The 24362-nt window shown below is 75.6% G+C and carries 23 protein-coding genes; 7 read left to right on the top strand and 16 right to left on the bottom strand.

Annotated features, from left to right (window positions below; genetic code table 11):
- Positions 1 to 4 precede the first annotated feature (4 nt).
- The 4 genes from KGD84_RS14680 to KGD84_RS14665 form a co-directional block, all read right to left on the bottom strand.
- Positions 5 to 658, bottom strand: coding sequence for a DUF2306 domain-containing protein (locus KGD84_RS14680; protein WP_255646554.1), 654 nt, complete (start codon positions 656 to 658; stop codon positions 5 to 7).
- 139 nt (positions 659 to 797) lie between these two features.
- A complete protein-coding gene (locus KGD84_RS14675; protein WP_260697222.1) occupies positions 798 to 1478 on the bottom strand; it encodes a response regulator in 681 nt (226 codons plus the stop codon).
- On the bottom strand, positions 1475 to 2599 hold the full coding sequence (locus KGD84_RS14670; RefSeq protein ID WP_220560906.1) for a sensor histidine kinase: 1125 nt from the start codon (positions 2597 to 2599) through the stop codon (positions 1475 to 1477). The genes KGD84_RS14675 and KGD84_RS14670 overlap by 4 nt, the downstream gene beginning before the upstream one ends.
- 20 nt (positions 2600 to 2619) lie before the next feature.
- Positions 2620 to 3198: an HD domain-containing protein gene (locus tag KGD84_RS14665; protein WP_220560905.1), complete on the bottom strand. Its 579-nt coding sequence runs from the start codon at positions 3196 to 3198 to the stop codon at positions 2620 to 2622.
- Between the two features lie 213 nt (positions 3199 to 3411).
- On the opposite strand from KGD84_RS14665, the gene KGD84_RS14660 reads away from it, so the two are divergent.
- Positions 3412 to 3816 carry a GatB/YqeY domain-containing protein gene (locus tag KGD84_RS14660; protein ID WP_255646553.1) on the top strand — a complete coding sequence of 135 codons (405 nt, stop codon included), beginning with the start codon at positions 3412 to 3414 and terminating at the stop codon, positions 3814 to 3816.
- A 45-nt stretch (positions 3817 to 3861) separates the two neighbouring features.
- Here KGD84_RS14660 and KGD84_RS14655 read toward each other — a convergent pair whose 3' ends face one another.
- From KGD84_RS14655 to KGD84_RS14630, 6 genes are all read right to left on the bottom strand, one after another.
- The gene (locus KGD84_RS14655; protein WP_220560904.1) at positions 3862 to 4497 is read right to left on the bottom strand and encodes a maleylpyruvate isomerase family mycothiol-dependent enzyme; all 636 of its coding nucleotides are present in this window, start codon (positions 4495 to 4497) and stop codon (positions 3862 to 3864) included.
- Positions 4498 to 4707: 210 nt separating this feature from the next.
- The gene (gene fahA, locus KGD84_RS14650) at positions 4708 to 5928 is read right to left on the bottom strand and encodes a fumarylacetoacetase (protein ID WP_220560903.1); all 1221 of its coding nucleotides are present in this window, start codon (positions 5926 to 5928) and stop codon (positions 4708 to 4710) included.
- 81 nt (positions 5929 to 6009) lie between these two features.
- Positions 6010 to 6981 carry a hypothetical protein gene (locus KGD84_RS14645; RefSeq protein WP_255646552.1) on the bottom strand — a complete coding sequence of 324 codons (972 nt, stop codon included), beginning with the start codon at positions 6979 to 6981 and terminating at the stop codon, positions 6010 to 6012.
- On the bottom strand, positions 6978 to 8183 hold the full coding sequence (locus KGD84_RS14640; RefSeq protein WP_220560902.1) for a homogentisate 1,2-dioxygenase: 1206 nt from the start codon (positions 8181 to 8183) through the stop codon (positions 6978 to 6980). Before KGD84_RS14640 ends, KGD84_RS14645 begins: the two co-directional genes overlap by 4 nt.
- A 48-nt stretch (positions 8184 to 8231) precedes the next feature.
- Complete coding sequence (locus KGD84_RS14635) at positions 8232 to 9914, bottom strand: FAD-dependent monooxygenase (RefSeq protein WP_220560901.1); 1683 nt, start codon at positions 9912 to 9914, stop codon at positions 8232 to 8234.
- Positions 9915 to 10071: 157 nt separating this feature from the next.
- The gene (locus tag KGD84_RS14630) at positions 10072 to 11034 is read right to left on the bottom strand and encodes an MBL fold metallo-hydrolase (protein WP_220560900.1); all 963 of its coding nucleotides are present in this window, start codon (positions 11032 to 11034) and stop codon (positions 10072 to 10074) included.
- 398 nt (positions 11035 to 11432) lie between these two features.
- Here KGD84_RS14630 and KGD84_RS14625 point away from each other — a divergent pair, with 398 nt between their 5' ends.
- Both KGD84_RS14625 and KGD84_RS14620 read left to right on the top strand, forming a co-directional pair.
- Positions 11433 to 11975 (top strand): MarR family winged helix-turn-helix transcriptional regulator, encoded by a 543-nt coding sequence (locus tag KGD84_RS14625; protein WP_220560898.1) that lies wholly within the window; start codon positions 11433 to 11435, stop codon positions 11973 to 11975.
- Positions 11976 to 12090: 115 nt separating this feature from the next.
- Complete coding sequence (locus KGD84_RS14620; RefSeq protein ID WP_220560897.1) at positions 12091 to 13143, top strand: aminotransferase class V-fold PLP-dependent enzyme; 1053 nt, start codon at positions 12091 to 12093, stop codon at positions 13141 to 13143.
- Positions 13144 to 13195: 52 nt separating this feature from the next.
- Here the strand turns inward: KGD84_RS14620 and KGD84_RS14615 are convergent, their stop codons facing one another.
- The 3 genes from KGD84_RS14615 to KGD84_RS14605 form a co-directional block, all read right to left on the bottom strand.
- Entirely contained in the window at positions 13196 to 14470 is a 1275-nt protein-coding gene (locus tag KGD84_RS14615) for a GNAT family N-acetyltransferase (RefSeq protein WP_220560896.1), read from the bottom strand.
- A gap of 100 nt (positions 14471 to 14570) precedes the next feature.
- The gene (locus KGD84_RS14610) at positions 14571 to 15848 is read right to left on the bottom strand and encodes a GNAT family N-acetyltransferase (protein ID WP_220560895.1); all 1278 of its coding nucleotides are present in this window, start codon (positions 15846 to 15848) and stop codon (positions 14571 to 14573) included.
- A 58-nt stretch (positions 15849 to 15906) separates the two neighbouring features.
- Complete coding sequence (locus tag KGD84_RS14605) at positions 15907 to 16947, bottom strand: carboxymuconolactone decarboxylase family protein (RefSeq protein ID WP_220560894.1); 1041 nt, start codon at positions 16945 to 16947, stop codon at positions 15907 to 15909.
- Positions 16948 to 17058: 111 nt separating this feature from the next.
- On the opposite strand from KGD84_RS14605, the gene KGD84_RS14600 reads away from it, so the two are divergent.
- Together KGD84_RS14600 and KGD84_RS14595 are read left to right on the top strand one after the other, a co-directional pair.
- Positions 17059 to 17673 (top strand): TetR/AcrR family transcriptional regulator, encoded by a 615-nt coding sequence (locus KGD84_RS14600; RefSeq protein ID WP_255646551.1) that lies wholly within the window; start codon positions 17059 to 17061, stop codon positions 17671 to 17673.
- A 77-nt stretch (positions 17674 to 17750) separates the two neighbouring features.
- Positions 17751 to 18758 (top strand): N-acetylglucosamine kinase, encoded by a 1008-nt coding sequence (locus KGD84_RS14595; RefSeq protein ID WP_220565742.1) that lies wholly within the window; start codon positions 17751 to 17753, stop codon positions 18756 to 18758.
- 245 nt (positions 18759 to 19003) lie between these two features.
- Here KGD84_RS14595 and KGD84_RS14585 read toward each other — a convergent pair whose 3' ends face one another.
- Positions 19004 to 20227: an MFS transporter gene (locus tag KGD84_RS14585; RefSeq protein ID WP_220560893.1), complete on the bottom strand. Its 1224-nt coding sequence runs from the start codon at positions 20225 to 20227 to the stop codon at positions 19004 to 19006.
- A 151-nt stretch (positions 20228 to 20378) separates the two neighbouring features.
- Here KGD84_RS14585 and KGD84_RS14580 point away from each other — a divergent pair, with 151 nt between their 5' ends.
- Both KGD84_RS14580 and KGD84_RS14575 read left to right on the top strand, forming a co-directional pair.
- Positions 20379 to 21233, top strand: a complete 855-nt coding sequence (locus KGD84_RS14580) for a siderophore-interacting protein (protein WP_220560892.1) — start codon at positions 20379 to 20381, stop codon at positions 21231 to 21233.
- 157 nt (positions 21234 to 21390) lie between these two features.
- The gene (locus KGD84_RS14575; RefSeq protein ID WP_220560891.1) at positions 21391 to 22278 is read left to right on the top strand and encodes a glycoside hydrolase family 19 protein; all 888 of its coding nucleotides are present in this window, start codon (positions 21391 to 21393) and stop codon (positions 22276 to 22278) included.
- A 110-nt stretch (positions 22279 to 22388) separates the two neighbouring features.
- On the opposite strand, the gene KGD84_RS14570 is transcribed toward KGD84_RS14575, so the two are convergent.
- Positions 22389 to 23747 (bottom strand): dihydrolipoyl dehydrogenase family protein, encoded by a 1359-nt coding sequence (locus KGD84_RS14570; RefSeq protein ID WP_220560889.1) that lies wholly within the window; start codon positions 23745 to 23747, stop codon positions 22389 to 22391.
- Between the two features lie 72 nt (positions 23748 to 23819).
- Positions 23820 to 24344, bottom strand: coding sequence for a pyridoxamine 5'-phosphate oxidase family protein (locus KGD84_RS14565; RefSeq protein WP_220560888.1), 525 nt, complete (start codon positions 24342 to 24344; stop codon positions 23820 to 23822).
- Between the last annotated feature and the right edge of the window lie 18 nt (positions 24345 to 24362).

Raw genomic sequence — 24362 nt, 5'->3', positions numbered from 1 at the left:
GCGGTCAGCGCCGGGCCGGGGCCGCGGCACGCTCCCCCGCGGCCGCCGGACCGCGGCGGACGGCCCACTCGGCGACGGCGAGGTTGACGACCCACCCCGCCGCCATCAGCACCGTCCGGGTGGCCTCCCCCGGCTGTCCCGGCAGCAGCACCCAGGGCAGGTGGGTGAACACCTGGGTCCCCGCCCCCAGCCCGATCGCGTACCCGCGGGTCATCCAGGCCCGGTGCCCGGCGATGTCGCCGCGCCGGACGGCCGCGAACCCCAGCAGGACCGCCGCCGCCATGGCGCTCCCGAACACCAGCCGCACCAGGGTCAGCGAGGCGCCCTCCCCCTCGTTCAGGGGGTAGGCCAGGCTCATCCACACCCCCGTCAGGGCCGCGACGAGCCCCAGCGGGACCAGCAGGCGCCCCGACAGGCGGTGCCAGCGGCGGCGGCGCAGCCCGGGCGCGAACTGCAGGGCGCCCAGCAGGCAGTAGGGCACCACGGCGACGATGTGCAGCACCACGGGCACCGGGTCGGCGAAGAACCGGGCGTTGTCCGGGGTGACCGGCCCGCCGCCGAGGTCGCCCAGGCGCACTCCGCCCGCGATCACGGGCACGGCGCTGAGCAGGATCAGCAGAACGGGTACGGGCCACTCGCGTCGGGCGGAGGGGGTCACGACGGGTCCTTTCACTGCCGCGGCGGGCACCGCGCCCGCCGCCGTGCTCCGATCGTGGCCGCCGGGCCGGTGCCGGGGCATCGGCATTCGGGCCGGGTCCGGGTCCGCCGGAAGGAGGAGGGCCGACTCGTCCTTCCGGTCAGCGCGGCGTGTTCCCGGCCCTCCCGGTCTCGTAGGCCCACATGGCGACCTCCACCCGGTTGCGGGCGCCGAGCTTGGCCATGATGCCGGCGATGTGGGTCTTGACCGTGCTCACCGCGATGTAGGTCTCGCGGGCGATCTCGTCGTTGGTCCTCCCGCGGGCCACGGCCCGCAGGATCTGCTCCTCCCGGTCCGTGAGCGCCTCGGCGGGCTGCTCGGGAGGCCCGGCGGGGCGGTTGCGCGCGAACGCGTCGAGCAGCCGCCGGGTGACGCCCGGGGCGATGAGCGCGTCGCCCGCGGCGGCGGCCCGCACGGCCTGGGCGAGCAGGTCGGCCCCGGCGTCCTTGAGCAGGAACCCGCGGGCCCCGGCCCTGAGCGCGGCGTACACGTACTCGTCGAGGTCGAACACGGTGATGACGACGACGGCGAGGGGGTCCTCCACCCCGGGGCCGGCCAGCAGGCGCGTGGCCTCGATGCCGTCGGTGCCGGGCATCCGGATGTCGAACAGGCACACGTCGGGGCGCAGGCGCCGCGCCAGCGCGACGGCCTCGCGGCCGTCGGCGGCCTGGCCGACGACCTCGATGCCCGGCTGGGCGTCGAGGATCATCGTCAGGCCGGTGCGGACGATCTCCTGGTCGTCGGCGACGACCACCCGGACGTGTCCGTGACCGCCGCTCACGCGGCCGCCCCGGTCCGGGGCAGGTCGGCTGCCACGGTCCAGCCCCGCCCGGGGCCGGGCGCGGCCCGGCAGGTGCCGCCGAGCAGTTCGGCCCGTTCGGCCATGCCGATGAGCCCGTAACCGGTCGTGCTCCGGGTGACGGGGTCCCCGTCGTCGCTGACCCGCAGGTGCACCGACGTGTCGTCGGCGGTGACGCGCACCCGGACGCGGGTGGCGTTGCGGGCGTGCCTGCGCGCGTTGGCGACCGCCTCCCGGGCCAGGCGGTGGACCGCGGCCGCCACCTCCGGCGGCAGGTCGTCGAGGCCGTCGTCGACCTCCACCTCCACGGCGGGGCCGCCGGAGTCCCCGGCGAGCGCACGCAGGTCGCCCACCCGCGGGTGGGGCACCCGCGCCGCGGGGCCGTCCTCGTCCCGGCGCAGAACGCGCACCAGGGCGCGCATCTCGGTCAGGGCGCGGGCGGCCTCGGCCTCGATGACCTCCAGGGCGTCGACCGCGGCCCCGGGCCGCGTCCGCGCCACCGCCAGCCCGGCCTGGGCCCGGATCGCCATCGCCGAGACGTGGTGGGCGACGGTGTCGTGCAGGTCGCGGGCGATCCGTTCGCGTTCGAGCAGGCGGGCCCGCTCGAACTCGCGCTCGCGGGCCCCGGCCCGGTACCGCACCGCCGCGCCCAGGGCCGCGGCCGAGAAGAGCACGGCCCCGCCCAGCGTGTCGGCGGGTGCGCCGAAGAGGACGGGGACCGCCACGTTGGCGAGCATGACGGCCGAGCCCGCCGCGATCTCCCGGCCGGATCCCCAGCGGAAGAGCGCGTAGGGCAGCAGCAGGAAGCAGACCGTCGTGTACAGCGGGGCGCTCTGGCCGCCCAGGACCGCTGTGGCCAGGCCGGAGAGGCCGAAGGTGGCCGCGACCACCGCCAGCGGACGGGTGCGGCGCAGCGGCAGCAGGGCGATCAGGCCGACGGTCAGGAGCAGCGTCGGGATCCGCCACGGCAGGTCGGGGCGCAGCACGGCCTCGGCCACCGCGGCGGCCGCGAGCACACCCGCGAGCGCCAGGTCCCGTCGTGGCCGCGACGGCGGGCGAGGGGGCCGGGGCTCGTCCCACAGGGAGCGGAGGAGGCCGCGCACACGGCCAGGGTACAGGGGGCTCAGCGGCCCATGGCGGTGCGGACCCAGTCCAGGGGTTCCTGCGCCAGCACCGCCGCGGCGAGCGCCCGTCCCCCGTCCGTGGCGATCCGCTCCAGGCTGGAGTCGATCCACCGCTGTGCCGCCGCGTGCCCCTGCGCCCGGTACTCCACGGCCTGGATCAGGCACTCCAGTTTGTCGGCGTCCTTGGCGCAGCGCGCCTCCGGGGTGTCCTGCTCCTCGTAGGCGGCCACGGCGGAGCGGACCATCGCGCCCACCGCTTCCGGGACTCCCCCGGTCTGGTCGGCGGCGATGTCCCGGGCGTCGGGCTTGGCCTCCAGGTACTTCTGCGCCAGGTGGTGGAGGTCGCCGGTGCGGGTCTCGCCGGTGTCGTGCCATACAGCGATCAGCGCGGCCTTCGCGGGGTCGGCGCCCTCCATCGACGCCAGCACCGACGCGATCAGGGCGGTCCGCCACGAGTGCTCGGCCACCGACTCGGGGTCGCGGACCCCGGCGACCCACCAGCCGGTACGGCGCTGGTTCTTGAGCGTCCCGGCCTCGAACAGCAGGTGTGCGATGCGGGCCGGCCCGTCGTCGCCCATGGTCACGTCCTTCCACGTCGGGGGCGGCGGGTCGCGCCCCCCGGACATCCAACTACATCCGGCCCCGGTCCGCCCGGGTTTCCACCACCCGCAGGAAGGGAGTCCACTGACACTCCCTATCATTCCCTTTCGAGTTGCCTGTCAGGGAATGAAAGAGTACTTTCAGTACGTTCCGGCTTCGTACCCCGAGGCCCCGGAGGAAGGAGGGACGACGTGGACACGCCACCCGGGCACCGCCCGCCCCAGGAGCTGCGCGCGCTGCTGCGCGCCGACCTGGTCGCCGCGATGAAGGCCCGCAGGCCCGAGGCCGTCTCAGCGCTGCGCACGGCCCTGGCCGCCATCGAGAACGCCGAGGCCGTCACCGCCCCCGCGGGCGGCGGGGCGGCCGGGAGCGAGCACGTCGCCGGCGCGAGCGCGGGCGTCGGCTCGACCGAGGCTCCCCGCCGCCGCCTGTCCGCCGAGGACGTCCACGGCCTGCTGCGCGCCCAGGTCGACGAACGGCGGGCCGAGGCCGAGCGCTACGCCGCCCACGGGCGGCACGACGCCGCCCTGCGCCTGCGCGCCGAGGCCGACGTCCTCGCCGACTACCTCACCGGCGCGGGGGACGCAACGGTGTGACCCCGCGGGGCCGGGCGGCGGAGCCCGCCGCCCGGCCCCGCCGGCTCATCCGTCCAGGCGCCCGCGCAGCACCTCCACCCCGTCCCCGCTCAGGTCGCCGAGGTGCGCGGACCGCCCGGTCATCGCCATGATCAGCGCGAGCGTGCTCCCGGCGACCCGCGGCCCCTCCCCGGCCGCGAAGGAGCCGTCGGCGGCCTCCAGCCGCAGGTCCGCCACCCGGCTCCTGGCGACGACGACCTGGTCCGAGCCCCGGTAGTACTCGGCGACCCGCGTCAGGGTGCCGACGGGCCGGTCGGCCGCGATGCCCAGCGGGCGCCGGATGTCCTCGCCGTGCACGACGGCCTCGCCCAGCATGGCGATCCGGGGCAGCGGCGGCGAGGTCGTGCTCGACACCACCGCGCGGAAGCGGGCGAGGGTGTCGGCGCCGGAGTCCCCCATCTGCTCGGCCAGGCGCATCGCGACCTGGGCGTCGAAGTCGAACCGGCAGCGGACGACACCGGCGAACCACCGGAGCCCGTTGAGGCTCGCCCCGGCGGTCAGGTGCGCGAGGACCTCGCGCACCGTCAGCCCGTCGCACAGCGACGGGGTCGCCCAGTCCTCCTCGGACAGCCCGGCGAGGTCGTCGGCCAGGGCGGCGCGCTCGGCGTGGACCAGGGGCCACAGGTCCTCTCCCCGCCTCATTCCGGCCGCCTCCGCCGAACGCCGCCCTCGGGTCCGCCCTGCGCCATCGGGTCCTCCAGGTCGTCGGTACCGGTCCTACGGTCACGGGCGATCCTGCCCCACGGTTCCGACAATCCTCCGGCCCGGCGGCGGAGCCGGGTCCCCGGGGCGGCGCGTTCCCGGGACCGCGCCCCGGAGGGCGGGGCGGGGCCCGCGGCCCCCGCCCGGCGCCTACACGGCGGGCAGGATCCGCCCGCTCACCTCGCCGAAGTGGACCAGGGTCCCGTCCGGGCCCGGGGCGGTCGCCGTGATGGTGACCTCGTCCCCGTCCTCCAGGAAGGTGCGCTCGGTGCCGTCCGGCAGCCGCAGCGGCTCCTTGCCGCTCCAGGTCAGCTCCAGGAAACAGCCCCGCTGCCCCACCTCGGGGCCGCTCACCGTGCCCGAGGCGTACACGTCGCCGGTGCGCAGCGACGCCCCGTTGACGGTCATGTGGGCGAGCTGCTGCGCCGCCGTCCAGTACATCTGCGAGAACGGGGGCCGCGACACCACGTGCCCGTTGAGCCGGACCTCCAGCCGCAGGTCCAGGCCCCAGGGCTGTGTGCCGCGCAGGTAGGGCAGCGGCTCGGGGTCCTGGGCGGGCTGCTCCACGCGGGCCGCCTCCAGGGCGGCCAGCGGCACCACCCACGGGGAGACGGACGTGGCGAACGACTTGCCCAGGAACGGGCCCAGCGGCACGTACTCCCAGGCCTGGAGGTCGCGCGAGGACCAGTCGTTGAGCAGGAACACGCCGAAGACGTGGTCGGCGAAGCCGTCCACCCCGACCCGCCCGCCCATCGGGCTGGGGGTGCCGACCACGAAGCCCACCTCGGCCTCGATGTCCAGCCGCACCGACGGCCCGAAGACCGGGGACGGCTCGGTGGGCGGCTTGCGCTGCCCGGTGGGGCGGACGATGTCGGTGCCCGACACCACGATGGTCCCGGAACGGCCGTGGTAGCCGATGGGCAGGTGCTTCCAGTTGGGGGTGAGCGGCTCCTGGTCGGGGCGGAAGATCCGGCCGACGTTGGTGGCGTGGTGCTCGGAGGCGTAGAAGTCCACGTAGTCGGCGACGGTGAACGGCAGGTGCAGCCGCACCGACGCCCGGTCCACCAGGTGGGGGCGCAGGGCCTCCTCGCGGGCGGGGTCGGTGAGCCAGTCCGCCAGGTCGGCGCGGACCCGGTCCCAGACGGGGCGGCCGGCGGCCAGCAGCGCGTCGAGGTTCGGGGTGCGGAGCAGGTCGGCGTGGGGGGAGCCGGCGGTCAGGGCCGCGGCCCCCAGGTCCAGGACGTGGGAGCCGACGGCGACGCCGATACGGGTGCCGCGGTCGTCGCCGGGGCCGGTGTCGTACACCCCGTAGGGCAGGGTGGCCAGGCCGAACTCGGTGTCCTGGGGCAGGTCGATCCAGCTGTCGGGCATGGGGTGCGCGCTTTCTGGGTGCGGCCCGCGGCCGGGCCGTCGGTTCCGGCCCGGCCGCGGGGGTGGTCGTTCGTCGGCGGTTCAGGGGCTGAGCGCCCCGAGGACGATGAGGTCCTCCAGCGGCTCGATGATGCTGCACGTGCCGAAGGAGCGGAACGCGGCCCGGACCGAGGCCGCCTCCCCGGCGGTGAGCCCCTTGGCGCGGGCGGCCAGGGCTCCGCCGTCCCGGTCGGCCAGGACCGCGGCCGCCTCGGCGGCGCTCCCGCCCCGGACCAGGGTGTCGGTGGCCAGCAGCACGTTGAGGAAACCGTGCTGCTCGAACCCCTCGGCGGTGGTGTGCCGGACGGCGTGGTGCAGCCCGGCGGTGCACTTGAAGGGCACTCCGAGGTCGACGGCGGCGTACAGGTACGCGGCCAGCTCGTCCTCGTCCGGGTGGGCCTGTGCGGTGACCCCGCCGGTGCGGAACTTGGCGCGGAGCCCGGCGGAGGCGAGCGCCGCCAGGTCCGCACGGGCCCCTTCGGGCCCGCCGCCACGGGAGACCTCCACGTACCCCTCGGCCCGCTCGTGCCGGTCCGCGCCGTCGGACGGGCGGGAGTCCCCACGGGAGACCTCCACACCGCGCCCCCGGACCCGCTCATGCCCGCCCGACCCGTCGGGGAGGTGGGCGTTGAGCACGGCGGCCACCCCGTCGGCGCCGCCGGGCGGGGCGGCGACCTCCAGGCCCCTCAGGCGCAGGGCGGGGTCGGCCAGGACCGCCTCGACGGCGGGGGCGACCCCGTCGGCGCCGCCGGGGACGGTGACCACGACCCCCAGGGGCGGGTGGTCGCCGTCCTCACGGGACAGCACCGCGCGCAGCTCGGCCACACGGGCGTCGGAGACCAGGAAGGGGCCCACGTAGGCGGCCCGGGACGAGGTCCGGTGCCCGCGGTGGGCGGGCAGGGCCTCGCCCATGGGGGCGTTGCCGGGCGGGAACAGGGCGGCGTCGTCGAACAGGGAGCGGTACAGGGCGTCCCCGGCCCCGCCCGCGCCCGCCGCCGCGTCGGCGCCGCTCACGACTCCCGCCTCCCTCCGGCCCAGGTCCAGGCGTAGGCGCCGTCGTCGCAGGCGGTCCCGCCCTCGCCCAGGTCCAGGGGCCGGAAGGTGTCCACCATGACGGCGAGCTCGTCGAACCGCTCGGCGCCGATGCTGCGCTCGTAGGCGCCGGGCTGCGGGCCGTGGGAGTGGCCGCCCGGGTGCAGCGAGATGGAGCCCTGCCCGATCCCGGAGCCCTTGCGGGCCTCGTAGTCGCCCCCGCAGTAGAACATGACCTCGTCGGAGTCCACGTTGGAGTGGTAGTACGGCACGGGGATCGCCCCGGGGTGGTAGTCCACCTTGCGCGGCACGAAGTTGCAGATGACGAAGTTGTGGCCCTCGAACACCTGGTGGACGGGCGGCGGCTGGTGCACCCGGCCGGTGATGGGCTGGAAGTCGTCGATGTTGAACGCGTACGGGTACAGGCACCCGTCCCAGCCGACCACGTCGAAGGGGTGGGTGGGGTAGGTGTAGCGGGTGCCGGAGATACCGCCGGGGCCGTCGCCGCGGTGCTTGATGAGCACGTCCACGTTCTCGCCCTCGACCAGCAGCGGCTCGGAGGGGCCGCGCAGGTCGCGCTCGCAGTAGGGCGCGTGCTCCAGCAGCTGCCCGTAGCGGGACAGGTAGCGCTTGGGCGGGGCGATGTGGCTGTTGGCCTCGATCACGTAGGCGCGCAGCGGCTCGTCGCCGGTGGGCACCCAGCGGTGGGTGGTGGCCCGGGGCAGGATGACGTAGTCGCCGCGGCCGACCTCCAGCAGGCCGAACACGGTCTCCACGCGGGCGCTGCCGGACTCCACGTACACGCACTCGTCGCCGATGCCGTTGCGGTACAGCTCCGAGGGCGCCCCGGCGACCACGTAGGAGATGCGCACGTCGTCGTTGCCCAGGACCAGGCGGCGCGACTGGACGACGTCGGCGGCCTTCCACTCCTGGTCGTCGAAGAGCGAGTGCAGCCGCAGGTGGCGCGGCACCATCGGCGCGTTGCGGGTGCGGCTCTGATCGGGGACCTCCCACTCGGCGGCGTCGACGATGGCCGACGGGATCGCGCGGTGGTAGAGCAGCGAGGAGTCGGCGGAGAAGCCCTCCTCCCCCATCAGCTCCTCGTAGTACAGGCCGCCCTCGGGGGTGCGGTGCTGGGTGTGGCGGGTGCGGGGCACCTCGCCTACCTGGCGGTAGTAGGCCATGGCATGTCCTCCAGGTGGTCGTCGTGGTTCGTGCGGTCGCGCCGGGCGTCAGAGCGCGGGCGCCGGTCGTTCGGGGGCGGCGGCCCGCCCCAGGCAGGTGCGGACGGCGGCGGCGACGGCCCCGGTGTCGGCGGCGTCGACGACGGCGGCGATGTGGGCGTCGGGCCGCAGCACCCACACCCCGCCGGGGTGGCAGTCCAGGGCCTTGGCGAGGGCCCCGGTGGTGTCGATGTCGGCGAGGTGGAACGCGGCCACGGGCGCGCCGGTGGCGCCCCGGGCTGCGGCCAAAACGCCGTCGCGGGCGGCGTCGGCGTCGGTGCCCTCCGGGAGGGGGCCCAGCAGCAGGGTGACGCCCTCGCGGAGCAGGGACCGCAGCCGGGTCGGCGCGTCCCCGCCGGACGGGCCGCCGGGCACCTCGACCGGGGCGTCGGGGGCGATCACGCCGGGGCAGGGCTCGGGGGCCCGGCCGCGGGGCGGGCGGCCGCCGAAGGGGAACCGCGCGTTGGGCGTGGTGAGCGGGGAGTCCACGTACCAGAAGGGCTCGGCCAGGCGCCCGGAGTCGACCCGGGCGCGGGCGGCCTCGTCGGTGAGCGCCTGCTCCAGGACGCTCACCCGCGTGGTGTGCTCGGCCTCGTCCTGGGGGACGAGGAAGCGCATGGTGGCGCCGGTGATCTCGGCGTTCTCCAGAGCGGCGGCGTGGCGTTCGGTGTGGTAGGTCTCCAGGAACTCCTCGTCCGCCCACCCGGCGCGGACGTAGGCGATCTTCCAGGCGGCGTTCTCGGCGTCCTGGACGCCGGAGTTGAGCCCGCGGGCGCCGAACGGCGCGACCAGGTGGGCGTTGTCGCCGACGAGCAGGATGCGGCCCGCGCGCATGCGGTCCACCACCCGGGTGTGGAACCGGTACACCGAGTGCCAGACGATCTCGTAGGGCTTCTCCCCGATGATCTGGCGGATGCGGGCGTCCAGTCGTCCGCTGGCCTCCTCCGCCTCCAGGTCGAAGTCGGCGGGGACCTGCCAGTCGATGCGGAACACCGAGTCGGGACAGGGGTGGATGAGCACCTGGCGGCCGGGGTTCCACTCGGGGTCGAAGTAGAAGCGGCGCTCGCGGGCCCAGTCGCCCAGGTCGGCGCGGATGTCGCAGATGAGGAAGCGGTCCTGGAAGCTGGTGCCCTCGAAGCCCAGGCCCAGGGCGCGGCGGACGACGCCGCCGTGGGCGCCCAGGCAGGACAGGGCGTGGGTGCCGCGCAGGCGGACCGGGCCGGCGGGGGTGTCGCAGGTGACGGTGACGCCGGTGTCGTCCTGCTCGATGCCGGTGACGGTGTGGTCCCAGGAGATCGCCACCCCCGCCTCGGCGAGGCGGCGGTCGAGGATCTCCTCGGTGCGGGACTGGGAGATGTTGACGAAGGGCGGCAGGGGGGAGGCGCCCGGGTCGGCGAGGCGGACGCTGAACAGCTCGCTGTCGCGGTAGAAGGTGCGGGCGGTGTCCCAGGTCAGGCCCTCTTCGGCGACCTCTCCGGCGCCCACCCAGTCCCACACGTCCAGGACGTCGCGCTGCTGGCAGATGGCCTTGGAGCCGACGGCGTCGCGCTCGGGCCGGGAGTCGACGATGCGGACGGGGACGCCGCGCCGGGCCAGCAGCAGGGCCGCGGTCTGGCCGACGGGGCCGGCGCCCAGGACCAGGACGGGCTCGGCGGAGGTGTCGGCGGGGGGTCGTGGAGCGGGAGGTCGCATGTCGGGCTCCTGGGCGTCGGCGCCCCTTCGGGGCGGGGGTGGTCGGTGGGCGGCCCCGGCGGCGGGACGGGTGCCCGCCGCCGGGGCGTCGGCGGCCGCGGGTCCCCCGCGGGAGGTTCCCCTCCCGCGGGGGCGGGGCTCGGCCCCGGCGGTCCGCTCAGGCCTGGAGGAGGTCCCAGACCTCGCGGTCGCGCTCGGCCGTCCAGATGACGGGGCGCTCGATGCCGGAGAACTCGTCCCACAGGCGCGAGACGTCGAAGGGCAGGCAGTGCTCGAAGATCGGCCAGTGGCCGTAGTCGTCGACGAGGGCGGCGTGGGTGGCCTCGAACGCCTCCTTGAGGGTGCCGCCGCGCTCGTGGACGCCGCCGACCTCGCGGATCATCACGTTGAGGAAGTTGCGGGTCTGCTCGATGGCGGCGTCGACCTCCGAGCGGCCGCGGCTGACCGCGCCGCGCCCGCCGACGAGCATCTCGGCGCCCAGGGCCTTGACCCTGTCCAGGGTGGCGCCGGCCCAGTCCTTGTGGAAGGCGTCGCCGGTGTAGAGGGCGGCCTGGGCCTCGACGAGGTCGCCGGCGAAGAGGATCTTCTGCCGGGGCAGCCAGGCGACGATGTCGCCCTCGGTGTGGCCGCGGCCGAAGTACTCCAGGACGAGTTCGCCGCGGTCGCCGCCCAGGTCGATGGTGGTGCGGTCGGCGAAGGTCTGGGTGGGCCAGGTCAGGCCGGGCACGGAGCCGGCGTCCTTGGCCAGGCGGGGCATGCGGCCGAACTCGCTGGCCCAGTCCTCCTTGCCGCGCTCGCGGATCAGCTCGTGGGTCTTCTCGTGGGTGAGGATGATCTCGGCGTCGAAGGCGCTGGCGCCCAGGACGCGGACCGCGTGGTAGTGGGAGAGCACCAGGTAGCGGACGGGCTTGTCGGTGTGCTCGCGCAGCTTGGCCAGCCACTCGCGGGCCGCGGTGGGCGTGGCCAGGGCCTCGAACGCCACGAGGAAGTCCTCGCCCTCGATGGCGCCCACGTTGGGGTCGCCCTCGGCGGTGAGCGCGTAGACGCCGTCGGCCAGGACCTCCAGGGTCTGCTGCTTGGCCTCGGTGTCGGCGGACGAGGCGAACGGCTTGGCTGCCATGGTCGTCGGGACCCCTTCACTCGCTCCGGGCGGCGGCCGCCGCCCATAATGATCAAACGTTTGATGATTCAGACCATAACGTGCTCTGCGTCACCGGACCAAGAGGCGCAGAGCCACCTCGCCGGTGATACAGGTCACACTGTACGCCTGTCGGCCGCCGACGGCAGGGCACCGACCTGCCCCGCTCCCCCACTCTCCCCACGGCGCGCACGACACCCCCGCCTCCCCGCGGCGGGTCGCGGTCCCCCCGGGAACGAAGAACGGAAAAAGCGCCGCCTCCACCCCGAAAAGAGCATTCGCCGCGTTCCACCCGTCCGCCGTCACCACTGAACAAGGCGCCCACGGAAAGGGAAAAGCACGGTAAACACGGCCCGGACCCCAGGTATTAGGCTGGTCCCGTGACCCATGACACCGCACCCCCCAGCAGTGACCTCACCTTCTGGTCGTTCGTCGACTACGCGGTGCAGAAGGCCGAGCAGGAACTCCCCTCCGTCAACGCCGACGCCATGCGCATGGTCCTCACCCTCAACCGGGCCACGAGCATGGTCATCTACGACCTGGAGTCCACGGTCCACCGGCCGCGCGGGCTCACCTGGCCCGGATTCCGGGTGATCTTCGCGCTCTGGCTGGCCGGGCCGATGGAGGCCAAGACCACCGCCGAGATCTCCGGCATGAGCCGGGCCGCCCTGTCCGCGCTGCTCAACACCCTGGAGCGCGACGGACTCATCCTGCGCGAGCGCGCCACCCACGACCGCCGCGCCCTCCAGCTCAGCCTGACCGAGGCGGGCTACCACGCCATCCTCGGCGGGTTCCGCGCCCACAACCGCCGCGAGTCCGCCTGGGCCGAGGCCCTGGAGCCCGAGGAGCGGCGCGAGCTGGTCCGCCTGCTCAACAAGCTCATGGCCGGGTCCACCGACGCCCAGGCCAAGTTCCGCAACTGAGGGCGCCCGGCCCGGGGGCACCCGGCCGCCGTCCCGCGCCCTTCCCCGCGACAAGGGCCAATCCCGACCGGAGCGGCCCTTGAACCCGGTTCCCCGCCATGGGGAGCATGGGGGCATGGACGACTCCACCCGTGCCCGCATCGACGCCGCACGACGGCACTTCTCCCCCGGGACCGTGTACCTCAACACGGCCACCCACGGGCTGACCCCCGACACCGCGCTGGACGCGGTGACGCAGTACACCCGCGCCGTGGCCGAGGGGCGGTTCTCCCCGGCCGACGCCGACCCGGGCGTCGAACGCGCCCGCGCCTCCTACGCCCGCCTGCTGGGCGTGCCCGCGGAGAACACCGCGATCGGCGCCTACACCGCCCAGTTCGTCGGAACGGTCGCCGCCGCGCTGCCGCCGGGCGCCGAGGTCGTCGTCGCCGCCCGCGAGTTCAGCTCGGTGGTGCACCCCTTCCTGGCCCGGACCGACCTCGCCGTCCGGGAGGTCCCGCTGGAGCACCTGGCCGACGCGGTCGGCCCGGACACCCGGCTGGTCGCGGTGTCGGCGGTGCAGTCCTCCGACGGGCGCATCGCTCCCCTGGAGGACCTGCTGGCGGCCCGCGACGCCCACGGGGCGCGGCTGCTCGTGGACGCCACCCAGGCGGCCGGGTGGCTGCCGCTGCCCGCCGACCGGATCGACTACACGGTGTGCAGCACCTACAAGTGGCTGCTGGGGCCGCGCGGCGCGGCGTTCCTCACCGGCACCGCGGAGGCGCTGGCGGAGCTGTCCCCGCTCGCGGGCAACTGGTACGCCGCCGAGGAGCCGTGGAACAGCCTGTACGGCGGGCCGCTGGCGCCGGCGCCGGGCGCCCGCAGGCTGGACCTGCCGCCGGTGTGGCCCGCCTGGGCGGGGCTGGAGCGCACCCTGGCGCTGCTGGAGGAGACCGGGGTCGGCGCCGTGCACGCGCACAACGCGGCCCTGGGCGACCTGCTGCGCGCCGGCCTGGGCCTGGAGCCGGCGGGCTCGGCGATCGTGTCCGTCGCCGCCCCGGCGGGCGGGGTGGAGCGGGTGATGGACGAGGGCATCGCGGTGGCCGCCCGCGACGGGCGCCTGCGCGCCTCGTTCCACCTGTACAACACCGAGGAGGACGTGGAGCGGCTGGTCAAGGCGCTCACCGGCTGAAACGGGCCGCCCGGCCCGCAGCGTCCGCTGCGGGCCGGGCGGCCGCCGACGGCTAGAAGATGGACCCGTTGAAGGCCGCGTCCGGACGGTGCAGGGCCGCGTCCAGGCGGGCGACCGCCCCCGGGGTGTGCTCGGTGAGCAGCCCGGCGGCGGCGTAGCCGGTGAGCGGGGTCTGCCCCAGGTAGGCCGCGCCCAGCAGGGCCGCGTCCAGCGACACGTCCGGGGCGGCGTCGGTGGCCTCCACCCGCGCGCCCTCGGGGGACGCCTTCAGCGACCACGTCCCGGCGTTCCACGGCGCGTACCGGTCGGTGACCGCCAGGACCGCCTCCACCGGGGCGGCGTAGGTGCGCTCGGACAGCGCGCCGGGCACGTCCACCAGCCGGAACCAGAGGCTGTTGAAGACCTCCCGGACCAGCCGGTCCCGGTTGCCGAGCAGGTGCACGAGCGGGTCGTCCACCGGCATGAACTCGAACTCGATCCGGGCCGTCAGGTCGCGGTCGAGCAGGTGCTCGTAGAGCAGGGTCCAGGCCGCCGGGACCGTGGCCCGCATCTCCTGGACGTACACCGTCCCGGCCGGGCCGTCCGACTCCCACTTGCTCCGCGTGCTGTACAGGGCGTAGCCCACCGGGCCCTGCGGCCCGCGGACCACGACGGCGTGCTTGGGGCCCCGGCCCTCGCGGTGCTCGGGCTTGTCGCGCAGGGTCCGGTCCCACCAGTGGCCGGGGCGCGCGACCTGGCCGAGCCGGGCGGCGGCGGCCTCCGCGTACACCTGTTCCAGGTCGGAGCGCAGCTCCGCGGCGTAGCCCAGGCGGACCGTCAGCTCCGGGTCGCGGGGTGCGTCGGGGCGCAGCGCGGCGTGCGGCCGGGCGATGTGGGCCTCGGTCTCGGCGACGGCCGGGCCGTAGCCGAAGCGGCCGTAGATGGCGCCCTCGGACGCCCACAGGGCGGCGTATCTGACCCCCGCGGCGTGGATGTCGGCGAGCTGGCGGCGCATGAGGGAGCTGAGCACGCCCCGGCGGCGGTGGGTGGGCCACACGCCCACCCCGGTCACCCCGGCCACGCGGCGCGGCCCGCCGGGCAGGGTCATCTCGAAGCGGAAGTCGTTGGTGGCGCCGACGATCCGCTCTTCGCCGTCGATGTCGTCGACGGCCACGCGGACGCGCTCGTAGCCCTCGGCGTCGTGGATCGGACGCATCCGCTCCAGCATGGCGGGCACGTCCTCGGCGACCAGGAGGGCTTCGCCGATGACCCGGGCCGCCCGTGCGTACTCGTCCCGGTCGGTGCCGCGCACGGTCCACTCGGCGCGCGGGCTGTCGGATGTGGTCATGGTGTTCTTCGCCTTGTCGTTCGGTGCGGTCGGGACGGGATGGGGGCGTTCGGAGCGGGTCGGGGCCCGGCGGACCCGTGTCGGCCGGGGCCCGTCCCGCTCAGAAGCCGGTGTCGCAGCGGGGCGCGCGGGGGGTGTACAGGGCGGTGTCGAGGCGGGCGGCGGCGCCGGGCGTGTGCTCGACGGCGGTGCCGGCGTCGACGTGGGTGGTCACCGGTCCGCGGCCCAGGTAGGCGGAGCCCAGGTGGGCGGCGTCCAGGGACAGGTCGGGGGCCGTCGTGGCGGCCTCCACCCGGGTGTGCTCCCCGTCGGTCTTCAGGTGCCAGCGCCCGGCGTTCCAGGGGGCGTGCCGGTCGGCGACCTCGATGACGGTGTCCAGGGGGTGGGCATAGGTGCGCTCGGCCAGGGCGGCGGGCACGTCGACCAGGCGCAGCCACAGGCTCACGCCGCCGCGGCGGACGGCCTGGGCGGGGTCGGCCAGCAGGGCGGGGAGGGGGTCGTCCTCGGGCAGGCCGACGACCTCGGTCTCCACGGTGAGGTCGGTGTCGAAGAGGTACTCGTACAGGGCGGTGCGGGCGGCCGGGGTGAGGGCGTTGACCTCCCGGACGGAGACCGTCCCGGTGGGCAGGCCGCCCTCGCCGTAGCCGGTGGTGACCCGGTGCAGGGCCGAGCCGACCGGGTGGCCCCCGGCGTCGCGCACGAGGACGGCGCGCAGGTCGGAGGTGTCGGGCCGGGGGCGGGAGAGCATCCACAGGCGCAGCTTCCACCAGTTGCCCTCGCGGGGGAAGCCGCCGGGGCGTTCGGCCTGGGCGGCGCGGTGCAGCAGGTCCAGGTCGGGCAGGACGTCGGCGGGCTCGGCCAGCTCCAGGGTGAGCGAGGGGTCGCGGGGCGCGTCGGGGCGCAGGGCGGCGTGGGCCCGGCTCACGGAGTAGGTGTGCTGGCGGAACGCCCGGCCGTAGCCGTAGCGGCCGTAGATGCCGCCTTCGGAGGCCCACAGGATCGCCAGGTTCTCGCCGCGTCGTCGCAGGTCGGCGAGCTGTTCGCGCAGGAGGGCGGTGAGGATGCCGCGTCTGCGGTGGGTGGGCAGCACGCCCACCCCGGTCACCCCGGCCGCCGGGCGCGGACCGCCCGGGACGGTGAGGGAGAAGGGATGGGAGTTGGTGGTGCCGACGATGCGGCCGCCGTCGCGGACGACCAGGAAGCGGTCGGGCTCGTTGACGGGGTGGTCGCGCTCGGTGTCGAGCAGGTCGTTCAACGGGATGTTGATGGCGGTGGCGAACACCCGGGTGGCCTCGGATATCTCGTCCTCCGCGGGCCGGTCGACCTCCCATCCGGGTCCGTCGGATCGGGGTGTCGCGGGGTGGTGCTCTGCTGCCATGGACCGACCCTCTCAGGACCGCCGCGGGGCGCGCCACTGCTTTTCCGTGTGTCCGCGGTTACGCCTCCCCCGGCTGACCGGCGGGGTGTCGGCGGGCGGCCGCGGCGGCCAGGGAGCGCTGGATCCGGTCGGCGGCGGTGAACGCCCCCAGGACCACCAGGCGCACCAGGTCGGCGTCGGCGGTGCGGCCGGTGGCGGCCCGCCAGGCGGCGACGTCGGCGTCGGCGATCCGGTGCGGGGACAGGGCGGCGAGCACGGCCAGGCGCACGGCGGTCCGATCGGGCGCGTCGAGCCCGTCGGCGTGCGCGCCCACGGGGTCCTCGAAGAGGGCGGGCGGGCGCCCGTCCCAGGCGGCGACGGCGTCCCGCGTACGGGCGCGGACGGTGTCGGGGACGTCCAGGGAGGCGACGGCCCCGGCCAGTGCGGCGTAGGCGGTGCCGACGGGTCCGTCGGCCCAGGCGGGCGGGGCGGCGGCGGTGGCCGGCAGCAGTTCCAGGGAGCGGCCGGGTGCCACGGGCCGGCCGGGGCCGCGGCGCACGGCCGCGCCCAGGACCCGGCGCACGGTCCGGGAGCGCTGGAGGTCACCGGGCAGCAGGCGCTCGACGAGGAGGGAGGAGGTGACGCGGTTGATGATGTGCGTGACCAGGGCGGTGCCGATGAACGCGGCGGTGTGCTCGGCGGGGAAGGGCGGCGCGGGCCGGGGGCCGGGGGTGGGGTCGCCGGTGACGGCGGCCCAGTCGGCCAGGGCCGCCAGGGCGGGGTCGCGGGGGCGGCGGCCCGCCCGGACGGCCTCGGCGGCGGTGTGGTCGCCCCCGGCGTGGCCCAGGGCGGTGTGGGCGTCGACGCAGCAGGGGCAGGTGTTGGCGGCGGAGACGGCGACGGCGACGAGTTCGCGCTCGGCGCGCGGGACCGGCCCGGCCAGTTCGGACTCGCGCAGCAGCGCCCAGACGCACACCAGGAGCTCGGGGGCGCGGGACAGGGTCATGAGGGGGCCGTCGGCGAGCAGGAACTCGTCCTTGATCTGGGCGTAGACGGCGGCGACGGGTCCGGTGGCGTCCTTGGGGGCCACCGGCGAGGTGTAGCGGTAGATGTCGGGCACGGGTCCTCCTCGAACCGCGGGGAGCTATCGCAACTTTTTGTTGCGATAGCTTCAGTATGCGTGCGCCGGACCCCCGCGGCAAAGGAGAATCGGGACGATCCTGGGAGGACGATGACCCACGAACACGACGCCGGCCCCGCCCGGCCGGTGGGGCGCGGGGCCAAGGTGCTGGCCGCCGTCCGCGCCGCCACCCTGGCCGAACTGGGCGAGCGGGGCTACGCCGACCTCAGCGTCGAGTCGGTGGCCCGCCGCGCCGGAGTGCACAAGACCACCGTGTACCGGCGCTGGCGCGACCGGCAGGCGCTGGTCGTGGACGCCTTCGAGCACTTGGCCGCCACGGAGGTCCCGGCTCCCGACACCGGCGCGCTGGCGGGCGACCTGGAGGCCCTGGCCCGCGCCCTGGTCGGCCTGCTCACCTCGCCGCGGGGCGCGGTGATGACCGCGATGCTCGCCGACGCCGCGCGCATCCCCGAGATCGCGCGGGCGCGCGAGCGGGTCTTCGCCGACCGCGTCGAGCACGTCCGGCCGGTGGTGGAACGGGCCGTCGCCCGGGGCGAGGCCCCGCCCGGCACCGACCCGGCGCGGGTCGCCCGCGCGCTGGCCGCGCCGGTCTACCTCAGGCTGCTGGTCAGCGGGGACCCGCTGGACGAGGGGGCCGCGGCCGAGGCCGTCCAGACCGCGCTGGCCGTGGTCGGCCGCCTGCGCGAAGAGTATTCCGACCGCTGAAAGGGCAGTTCCCTCCTGTGACAGCCGTGACCTCTTCGACGACGAAGCGCTCCGACCGCCCCCGCCTGGTGGTGGGGGTGGACGCGGGCGGCACCTCCACCCGGGCCCTGGTCGCCACCCCGGCCGGCGAGCGGGTGGGCCTGGCCCGGGCCGGCGGTGCCAACCCCAACACGCACGGCACCGCGCGGGCGGGCCGGGAACTGGCCCGGGCGGTGGGCGCCGCCCTCGACCAGGCCGGGCCGCGCGCCCGCGAGGACGTGGTGGCCGGGGCGATCGGCCTGGCCGGGGTGTCGGCGCTGCGCGACGACCGGGTGCGCGCGGCCCTGGTGGAGGAGCTGCTGCTGGTCGGCGTGCCGGCGGACCGGATGGTGTTCGTCGGCGACGACGAGGTGGCGTTCACCTCCGGCACCCCCGAACCCGACGGGACGGTGCTCATCGCGGGCACCGGCGCGATCGCGACCCGGATCGAGGGGCGGCGCCGCAGCCGGTCCGCGGACGGGATGGGCTGGCTGATCGGCGACGAGGGGTCGGCGTTCTGGATCGGCCACCAGGCGGCCCGGGAGACCGCCCGCCAGCTGAGCCGGGGCACGGCGCTGAGCCCGCTCGCGCGGATGGTGGCCAAGCGGGTCATCCCCGGCAGGCGGCCGGTCCAGGGGCGCGAGCACCTGCCCGAGGAGCACGCGCGCGCCTTCGCCCGCACGCTGACCGGGCGGCCGCCGATCGGGCTGGCCGAGCTGGCCCCGCTGGTCTCGGAGGCGTTCGCGCAGGGGGACGAGGCGGCCGAGGTGATCGTCAACGCCGCGGCCGGGCACCTGGCGCACTCGGTGCACCAGGTGCGCACGCCCGGGGAGCGGCGGCCGGTGGTGCTGGCCGGCGGGGTGCTGCTGGGGTCCGCGCCGGTGCACGAGGCGCTCACCCGCAAACTGGCGCTGGGCACCGCGGGGTCGCCGCTGTCGACGGCCGGGTGCACCGCCGGGGCGGCGGCTTGGCTGGCGGCCCTGGAGGCCGGGGCCCCCGCCGACGACACCCGCCTGCACGCGGTCTTCACCGCCCCCACCCGCGACGGCCGCAGCGACGCCGCCTGAGGCCCGTCCCCGGCCGCCGGGGGTTTCCGTGAGGCGCCCGGCCGGGTCCTGGAGGCCCGGAGGAGAGGTCCCCGGGGAGGACCCGCGACCGCGAGCCACCCGTCGAGGACCTTCCGACGGGCGGGGGTGCCGGCGCAGGACCGAAGGCTCCCGCCCGCGACGGGTGCCGGGCGAGGCGGGGTGCCGCGACCGCGGGCCGTCCACCGAGGGCGGCGGCCCGGGCGGCGGTGCCGCCCGAGGCCTACTCACACCCGCGTCGGGGACGGGGCGGCCGAAGCGCGTTCGCGCGGCCACAGGGCCACGGCCGCCGCGGCCCCGCCGACGGCCAGGACGGCCAGGACGGTCCAGGCGGGCGCGAACCCGGCGGCGGTGCCGATCCACCCGGCGACCGGGTAGGTGACCAGCCACGCCGCGTGCGACAGCGAGAACTGGGCCGCGAAGGCCGCGGGCAGGCTCGCGGGGGCGACCGAGGAGCGGATCACCCGGCCGGTCGGCGTGATGACCAGCGCCATCCCGGCGCCGACGGCCACCCAGACCGGCACCGCGACCGCCCAGGCGGCGATCTGCGCGTACGCCGTCCCCACGGCGGCCAGCACGGCGGTCACGAGGACCGCGGCGCCGGTCATCATGACCGCGCGTTCGGCGACGCGGTCGAGCACGCGCGGCAGGACCAGGGCGACGGCCAGGGTGCCGCCGCCGGAGGCGGCGAGCATCCAGGCGACGTCGGCCTGCGTGCCGCCGAGCTCGTCGCGGACGAAGTTGACGGTGTTGACGACCACGATCGACCCGGACGCGGCGACCACCAGGTTCAGGGCCAGGACCCCGCGCAGCCGGGGGGCGGCCGCGAAGGCCCGGATCCCCGAGGCCAGCCGGTCCCAGACCCGGGTGAGCCCGCTGGGCCGGGCGTCGGGGACGCGGGTCGCCAGGACCAGCGCGGCCGAGGCGGCGAAGCCGGCCGACGTCCCGACGAACAGCCAGTCGAAGGTCATGAACGTCAGCGCGACGGCGGCGAGCACCGGGCTGAGCAGGCTCTCCATGGTGTAGGCCACCTGGGAGGCCGACAGCGCCCGCGTGTAGTCGGACTCACGGGTCACGATGTCGGGGATGACCGCCTGGAAGGTGGGGGTGAACGCCGCGGAGGCGGCCTGGAGGACGCCGATCAGCACGTAGATGTGCCAGATCTCGGTGACGAAGGGTAACGCCAGGACGACCGCGGCGCGCACCGCGTCGAGCAGTGTCAGGAACAGCCGTCTGGGCAGCCGGTCCGCGTAGGCGGCGACCACGGGCGCGATGAGGACGTACATGACCATCTTGATCGTGAGCGCGGTGCCCAGGACCGCGCCGGCGTCCGGGCCCGCCAGGTCGTAGGCGAGCAGCCCCAGGGCCACGGTGGCCAGCCCCGTGCCGAACAGGGCGATGACCTGGGCGGAGAACAGGTTGCGGTAGTCGCGGATGGCGAAAAGTCCCATGGTGGCGCTCCTCGTGGAGTGGTCGTCGTCGAACGCGGTAACCATATACCCCCCCGGGGTATTTCCACCACCTTCTCCGACCACCCGGAGGGGTACCCTGGCCGACGGTGGTGTTAGGTTCGCCTAACACGTTTCGACGAAGGGGGCCGCCGTGACCGAGCGACGGGAACGACCGAAGGTGACCGTGCACGTGGGCCGGGTGGAGGCGGTGGAGCGCCTCACCCCGCACATGGTGCGGGTGGTGTTCGGCGGGGAGGGCCTGGACGCCTTCGCCACCGCCGGGTACACCGACTCCTACGTGAAGCTGCTGTTCCCGCCGCCCGCCGAGGGCGACCCCGAGCCCTACGACGTGCAAGAGATCCGCGAGAGCCGCCCGCGCGAGGAGTGGCCGGTCACCCGCACCTACACCGTGCGGGCCTTCGACCCGGCCTCCCGGCGGCTGACCATCGACTTCGTCCACCACGGCGACGCCGGGCTCGCCGGGCCGTGGGCGGCCGCGGCCCGCCCCGGCGACACGCTGCGCCTGCTCGGCCCGGGCGGCGGCTACTCCCCCGACCCGGACGCCGACTGGCACCTACTGGCGGGGGACGAGAGCGCCCTCCCGGCGATCGCGGCCGCGGTGGAGCGCCTGCCCGAGGGGCGTCCCGCGCACGTGTTCGTGGAGGTCACCGACCCCCGGGAGGAACAGAAGCTGGACGCCCACTCCGGGGTGCGCGTGCACTGGCTGCACCGGGGCGACCGGCCGGTGGGCGCCCTGCTCACCGAGGCGGTGCGGGCCCTGGAGTTCCCGGCGGGCCGGGTGCACGCGTTCGTGCACGGCGAGGCCGGGTTCGTGCGCGACCTGCGCCGGCTGCTGCGCGTCGAGCACGGCCTGCCCAAGGAGGACCTGTCGATCTCCGGCTACTGGCGGCTGGGCCGCGACGAGGACGGCTGGCAGTCCTCCAAGGCCGAGTGGAACAAGCGGGTGGAGGACGAGGAGGCCGCGGCCCTGGCCGACCGCACCTAGGGCCCGCGGCCGCGGTACCGCCGCGGACCGCGTTCTGTCACCGTATCCTCACAATACGTACTACTGGTCTTGACAGGTCTAGACCACACTTGCTTGGGTGACGGCACCCCCTGCGGCGCGCGGTCGGATGCGCGCCGCCCCCGAGGAGTGTGATCACGTGATCCGACGTCTCCTGAGCCAGTTCGCCGCGCTCGGCGCGATGGCGGCCCTGCTCACCGTTCTCCCCGCGACCGCTGCGCAGGCCGCCGTCTGCGCGGCGCCCTGGAGCGCCTCCGCCGTCTACACCGGCGGCAAGACGGCCTCCTACGAGGGCCGCAACTACACCGCCAAGTGGTGGACGCAGAACGAGCGCCCCGGCGCCTCGGACGTGTGGGCCGACCAGGGCCCCTGTACCGGCGGCGACGGCGGCGAGCAGCCGGGTCCGAGCGACTTCATCGTCACCCAGGCCCAGTTCGACCAGATGTTCCCGAACCGGAACCCCTTCTACACCTACAGCGGCCTGGTCGCCGCGCTGAGCTCCTACCCGGCGTTCACCAACACCGGGAGCACCGAGATCCGCAAGCGCGAGGCGGCCGCCTTCCTGGCCAACGTCAGCCACGAGACCGGCGGCCTCGTCCACATCAAGGAGACCAACGAGGCCAACTACCCCCACTACTGCGACCGGAACCAGCCCTTCGGCTGCCCGGCGGGCCAGGCCGCCTACTACGGCCGCGGCCCGATCCAGCTCAGCTGGAACTACAACTACAAGGCCGCGGGCGACGCCCTGGGCATCGACCTGCTCAACAACCCCTACCAGGTCGAGCAGAACGCCTCGGTCGCCTGGCGGACCGGCCTGTGGTACTGGAACACCCAGACCGGCGCGGGCTCGATCACTCCGCACAGGGCCATCGTCGACGGCCACGGCTTCGGCGAGACGATCCGCGCGATCAACGGGGGCCTGGAGTGCAACGGGGGCAACCCGGGGCAGGTCCAGAGCCGGATCGACAAGTTCACCCGGTTCGCCCAGATCCTGGGCACCACCACCGGCTCGAACCTGGGCTGCTGACCTCCCGGGCGGGTCCGAACGCCCGTGGAGAGCAGCCGGTCCGGCGGTACAGAGCGGGGGCGTGCCCGGCCGTCCGGCCGGGGGCGCCCCCGCTCCCCCGTCCTGCGGCGCTACAGGTCCAGCTCTTCCAGCGCCGCCACGTAGCCCTCGTTGAAGGTGGGGAACTGCGGCGTGGAGTCGATGAGGTAGCCCACCGGGATCCGCGCGCGGATCGCCAGCGCCGCGGTGTTGATCCATTCGGAGACCATCGGCCCGAACGCCCACGCCCCCACCAGCACGCCCTCGGACCGGTCGGCGATCACCCCGAGGGTGCCGCGCGGGTCGGTGGCGTGGGTCCAGGGCCGGGCCAGGGTCTCGGGCAGGTCGATCTCGGCGGTGGCCACGTCGATCCCCCGGTCCCGGGCCTGCTCGGAGGTGAGCCCGACCCCGGCGATCTCGGGGTGGGCGAACACCACCCGGGGCACCCCCGTGTAGTCGGCGCGGCGGTCCCCGCCCAGGATGTTGGCGGCCACCAGCCGCCCCTGGTACTTGGCGACGTGGGTGAACATGGCGCGGGCGGTGACGTCGCCGACCGCCCACAGCCCCGGGGCGACCCGGCAGCGGTCGTCCACGGGCAGGGCGCCCCGGTCCGTCTCCACGCCGAGGTCGGCCAGGCCGAGCCCGTCGCCGCGCGGCCTGCGCCCCGTGCCCAGCACGAGGACGTCGGCGCCGACGCGCTCCCCCGAGCCCAGCACCGCCGCGACGCCGTCGCCGTCGGCGGCCGCCGAGGCCACCTCGGTGCCCAGGTGGACGGTGATGCCGTCGCGCTCGAACTGCTCGGAGACCAGTTCGCACAGGCGCGGGTCCTCGCGGTCCAGCAGCCGGTCGCCGCGCTGCACGAGGGTCACCGCCGCCCCCATGCGGGCGAGGAACTGGCCGAGTTCGACGGCGACCGCTCCGCCGCCCACCACCAGCGCCCGGCCGGGGATCCGGGTCAGGGTGGTGGCCTCGCGGTTGGTCCACACCCGGTCCGGGCCCAGGCCGTCCAGGCCCTCGACGGGCGGGCGCACCGCCTCGGAGCCGGTGGCGACCACCACGTGGTCGGCGGTGTACTCCCGCCCGTCGACCGCGACCCGCCAGGGGTCGCGGCCCACGACGCGGGCGGCGCCCTTGAGGACCAGCGCCCCCTGGTCCCGGTACCCCCGGACCTGCCGGGAGTCGTCCAGGTGGCGGATCATCTGGTCGCGGTAGGCGCGCAGCGCGGGCCAGTCCAGGCCGGGCCGGTCCAGCCCGGCGGCCTCCTCCGCGTCGGCCCGGGCCTCGGGCGGGCGGATGAGCGTCTTGCTGGGGATGCAGGCGTAGTACCCGCACTCGCCGCCGATGAGCTCGCGCTCCGCGACGGCCACCCGTTTGCCGGCCTTCAGGAGCCGGTCGGCGACGACCTCGCCGCCCGGTCCCATGCCGATGACGATGGCGTCCAGGTGCTCCATTGGTGTCCTCCGCTCGCCGGGTCCCCACCGATGGTGTCCCCTGCCGGCCCGCACCGGGTGCCCGACACGCGGTCACCACCGGGGTTCGCGGGTCCAGATGCGGGCGGGGACACCGGTGACCAGGTCGCGGCCGCGCAGCACCTGCACGCGCCAGGGGTCCACCCGAAGCACGGAGAGCTCCGGGTCGTCGGGGCCCTTCCAGAACCCGGACGGGTCGTAGCCGGCCCCGGGCGGGCTGCCGTAGCGGTACAGGTCCCAGACCCGGCGGCGGTCGGCGGGGTCCTCGGTCCAGGCGGCGGTGGCGTCGACGGAGGCCGTGTTCTGGGTGGGGTTCCAGTAGGAGAAGGTGACGTGCGGGTTGTTCGCCAGGTGGGCGGCCTTGACCGGGGTGCGGTAGGTGGCCAGCCAGCCCCGGGGCTCGTCGCCCTCGGTCTCCCAGACGGGGATGAGGACGCGGGTGCGGGGCCTGCCCTTGGCGTCGACGGTGACCATGGTGGCGTAGTTGATGGAGCCGACGATGGCGTCGAAGTCCTCGCGGAGGTCGGCGAAGGTGTGGACGCGGCCGCGGCGTCGGGTGGCGGTGCTGTCATCGTTCATGGCACCACCGTGCGCCGC

It is taken from the genome of Nocardiopsis changdeensis, from assembly GCF_018316655.1.
Classification (GTDB): domain Bacteria; phylum Actinomycetota; class Actinomycetes; order Streptosporangiales; family Streptosporangiaceae; genus Nocardiopsis; species Nocardiopsis changdeensis.
The sequence above is the reverse complement of the archived record's forward strand: the minus strand, read 5'-3'. Positions and strand labels throughout refer to the sequence as shown.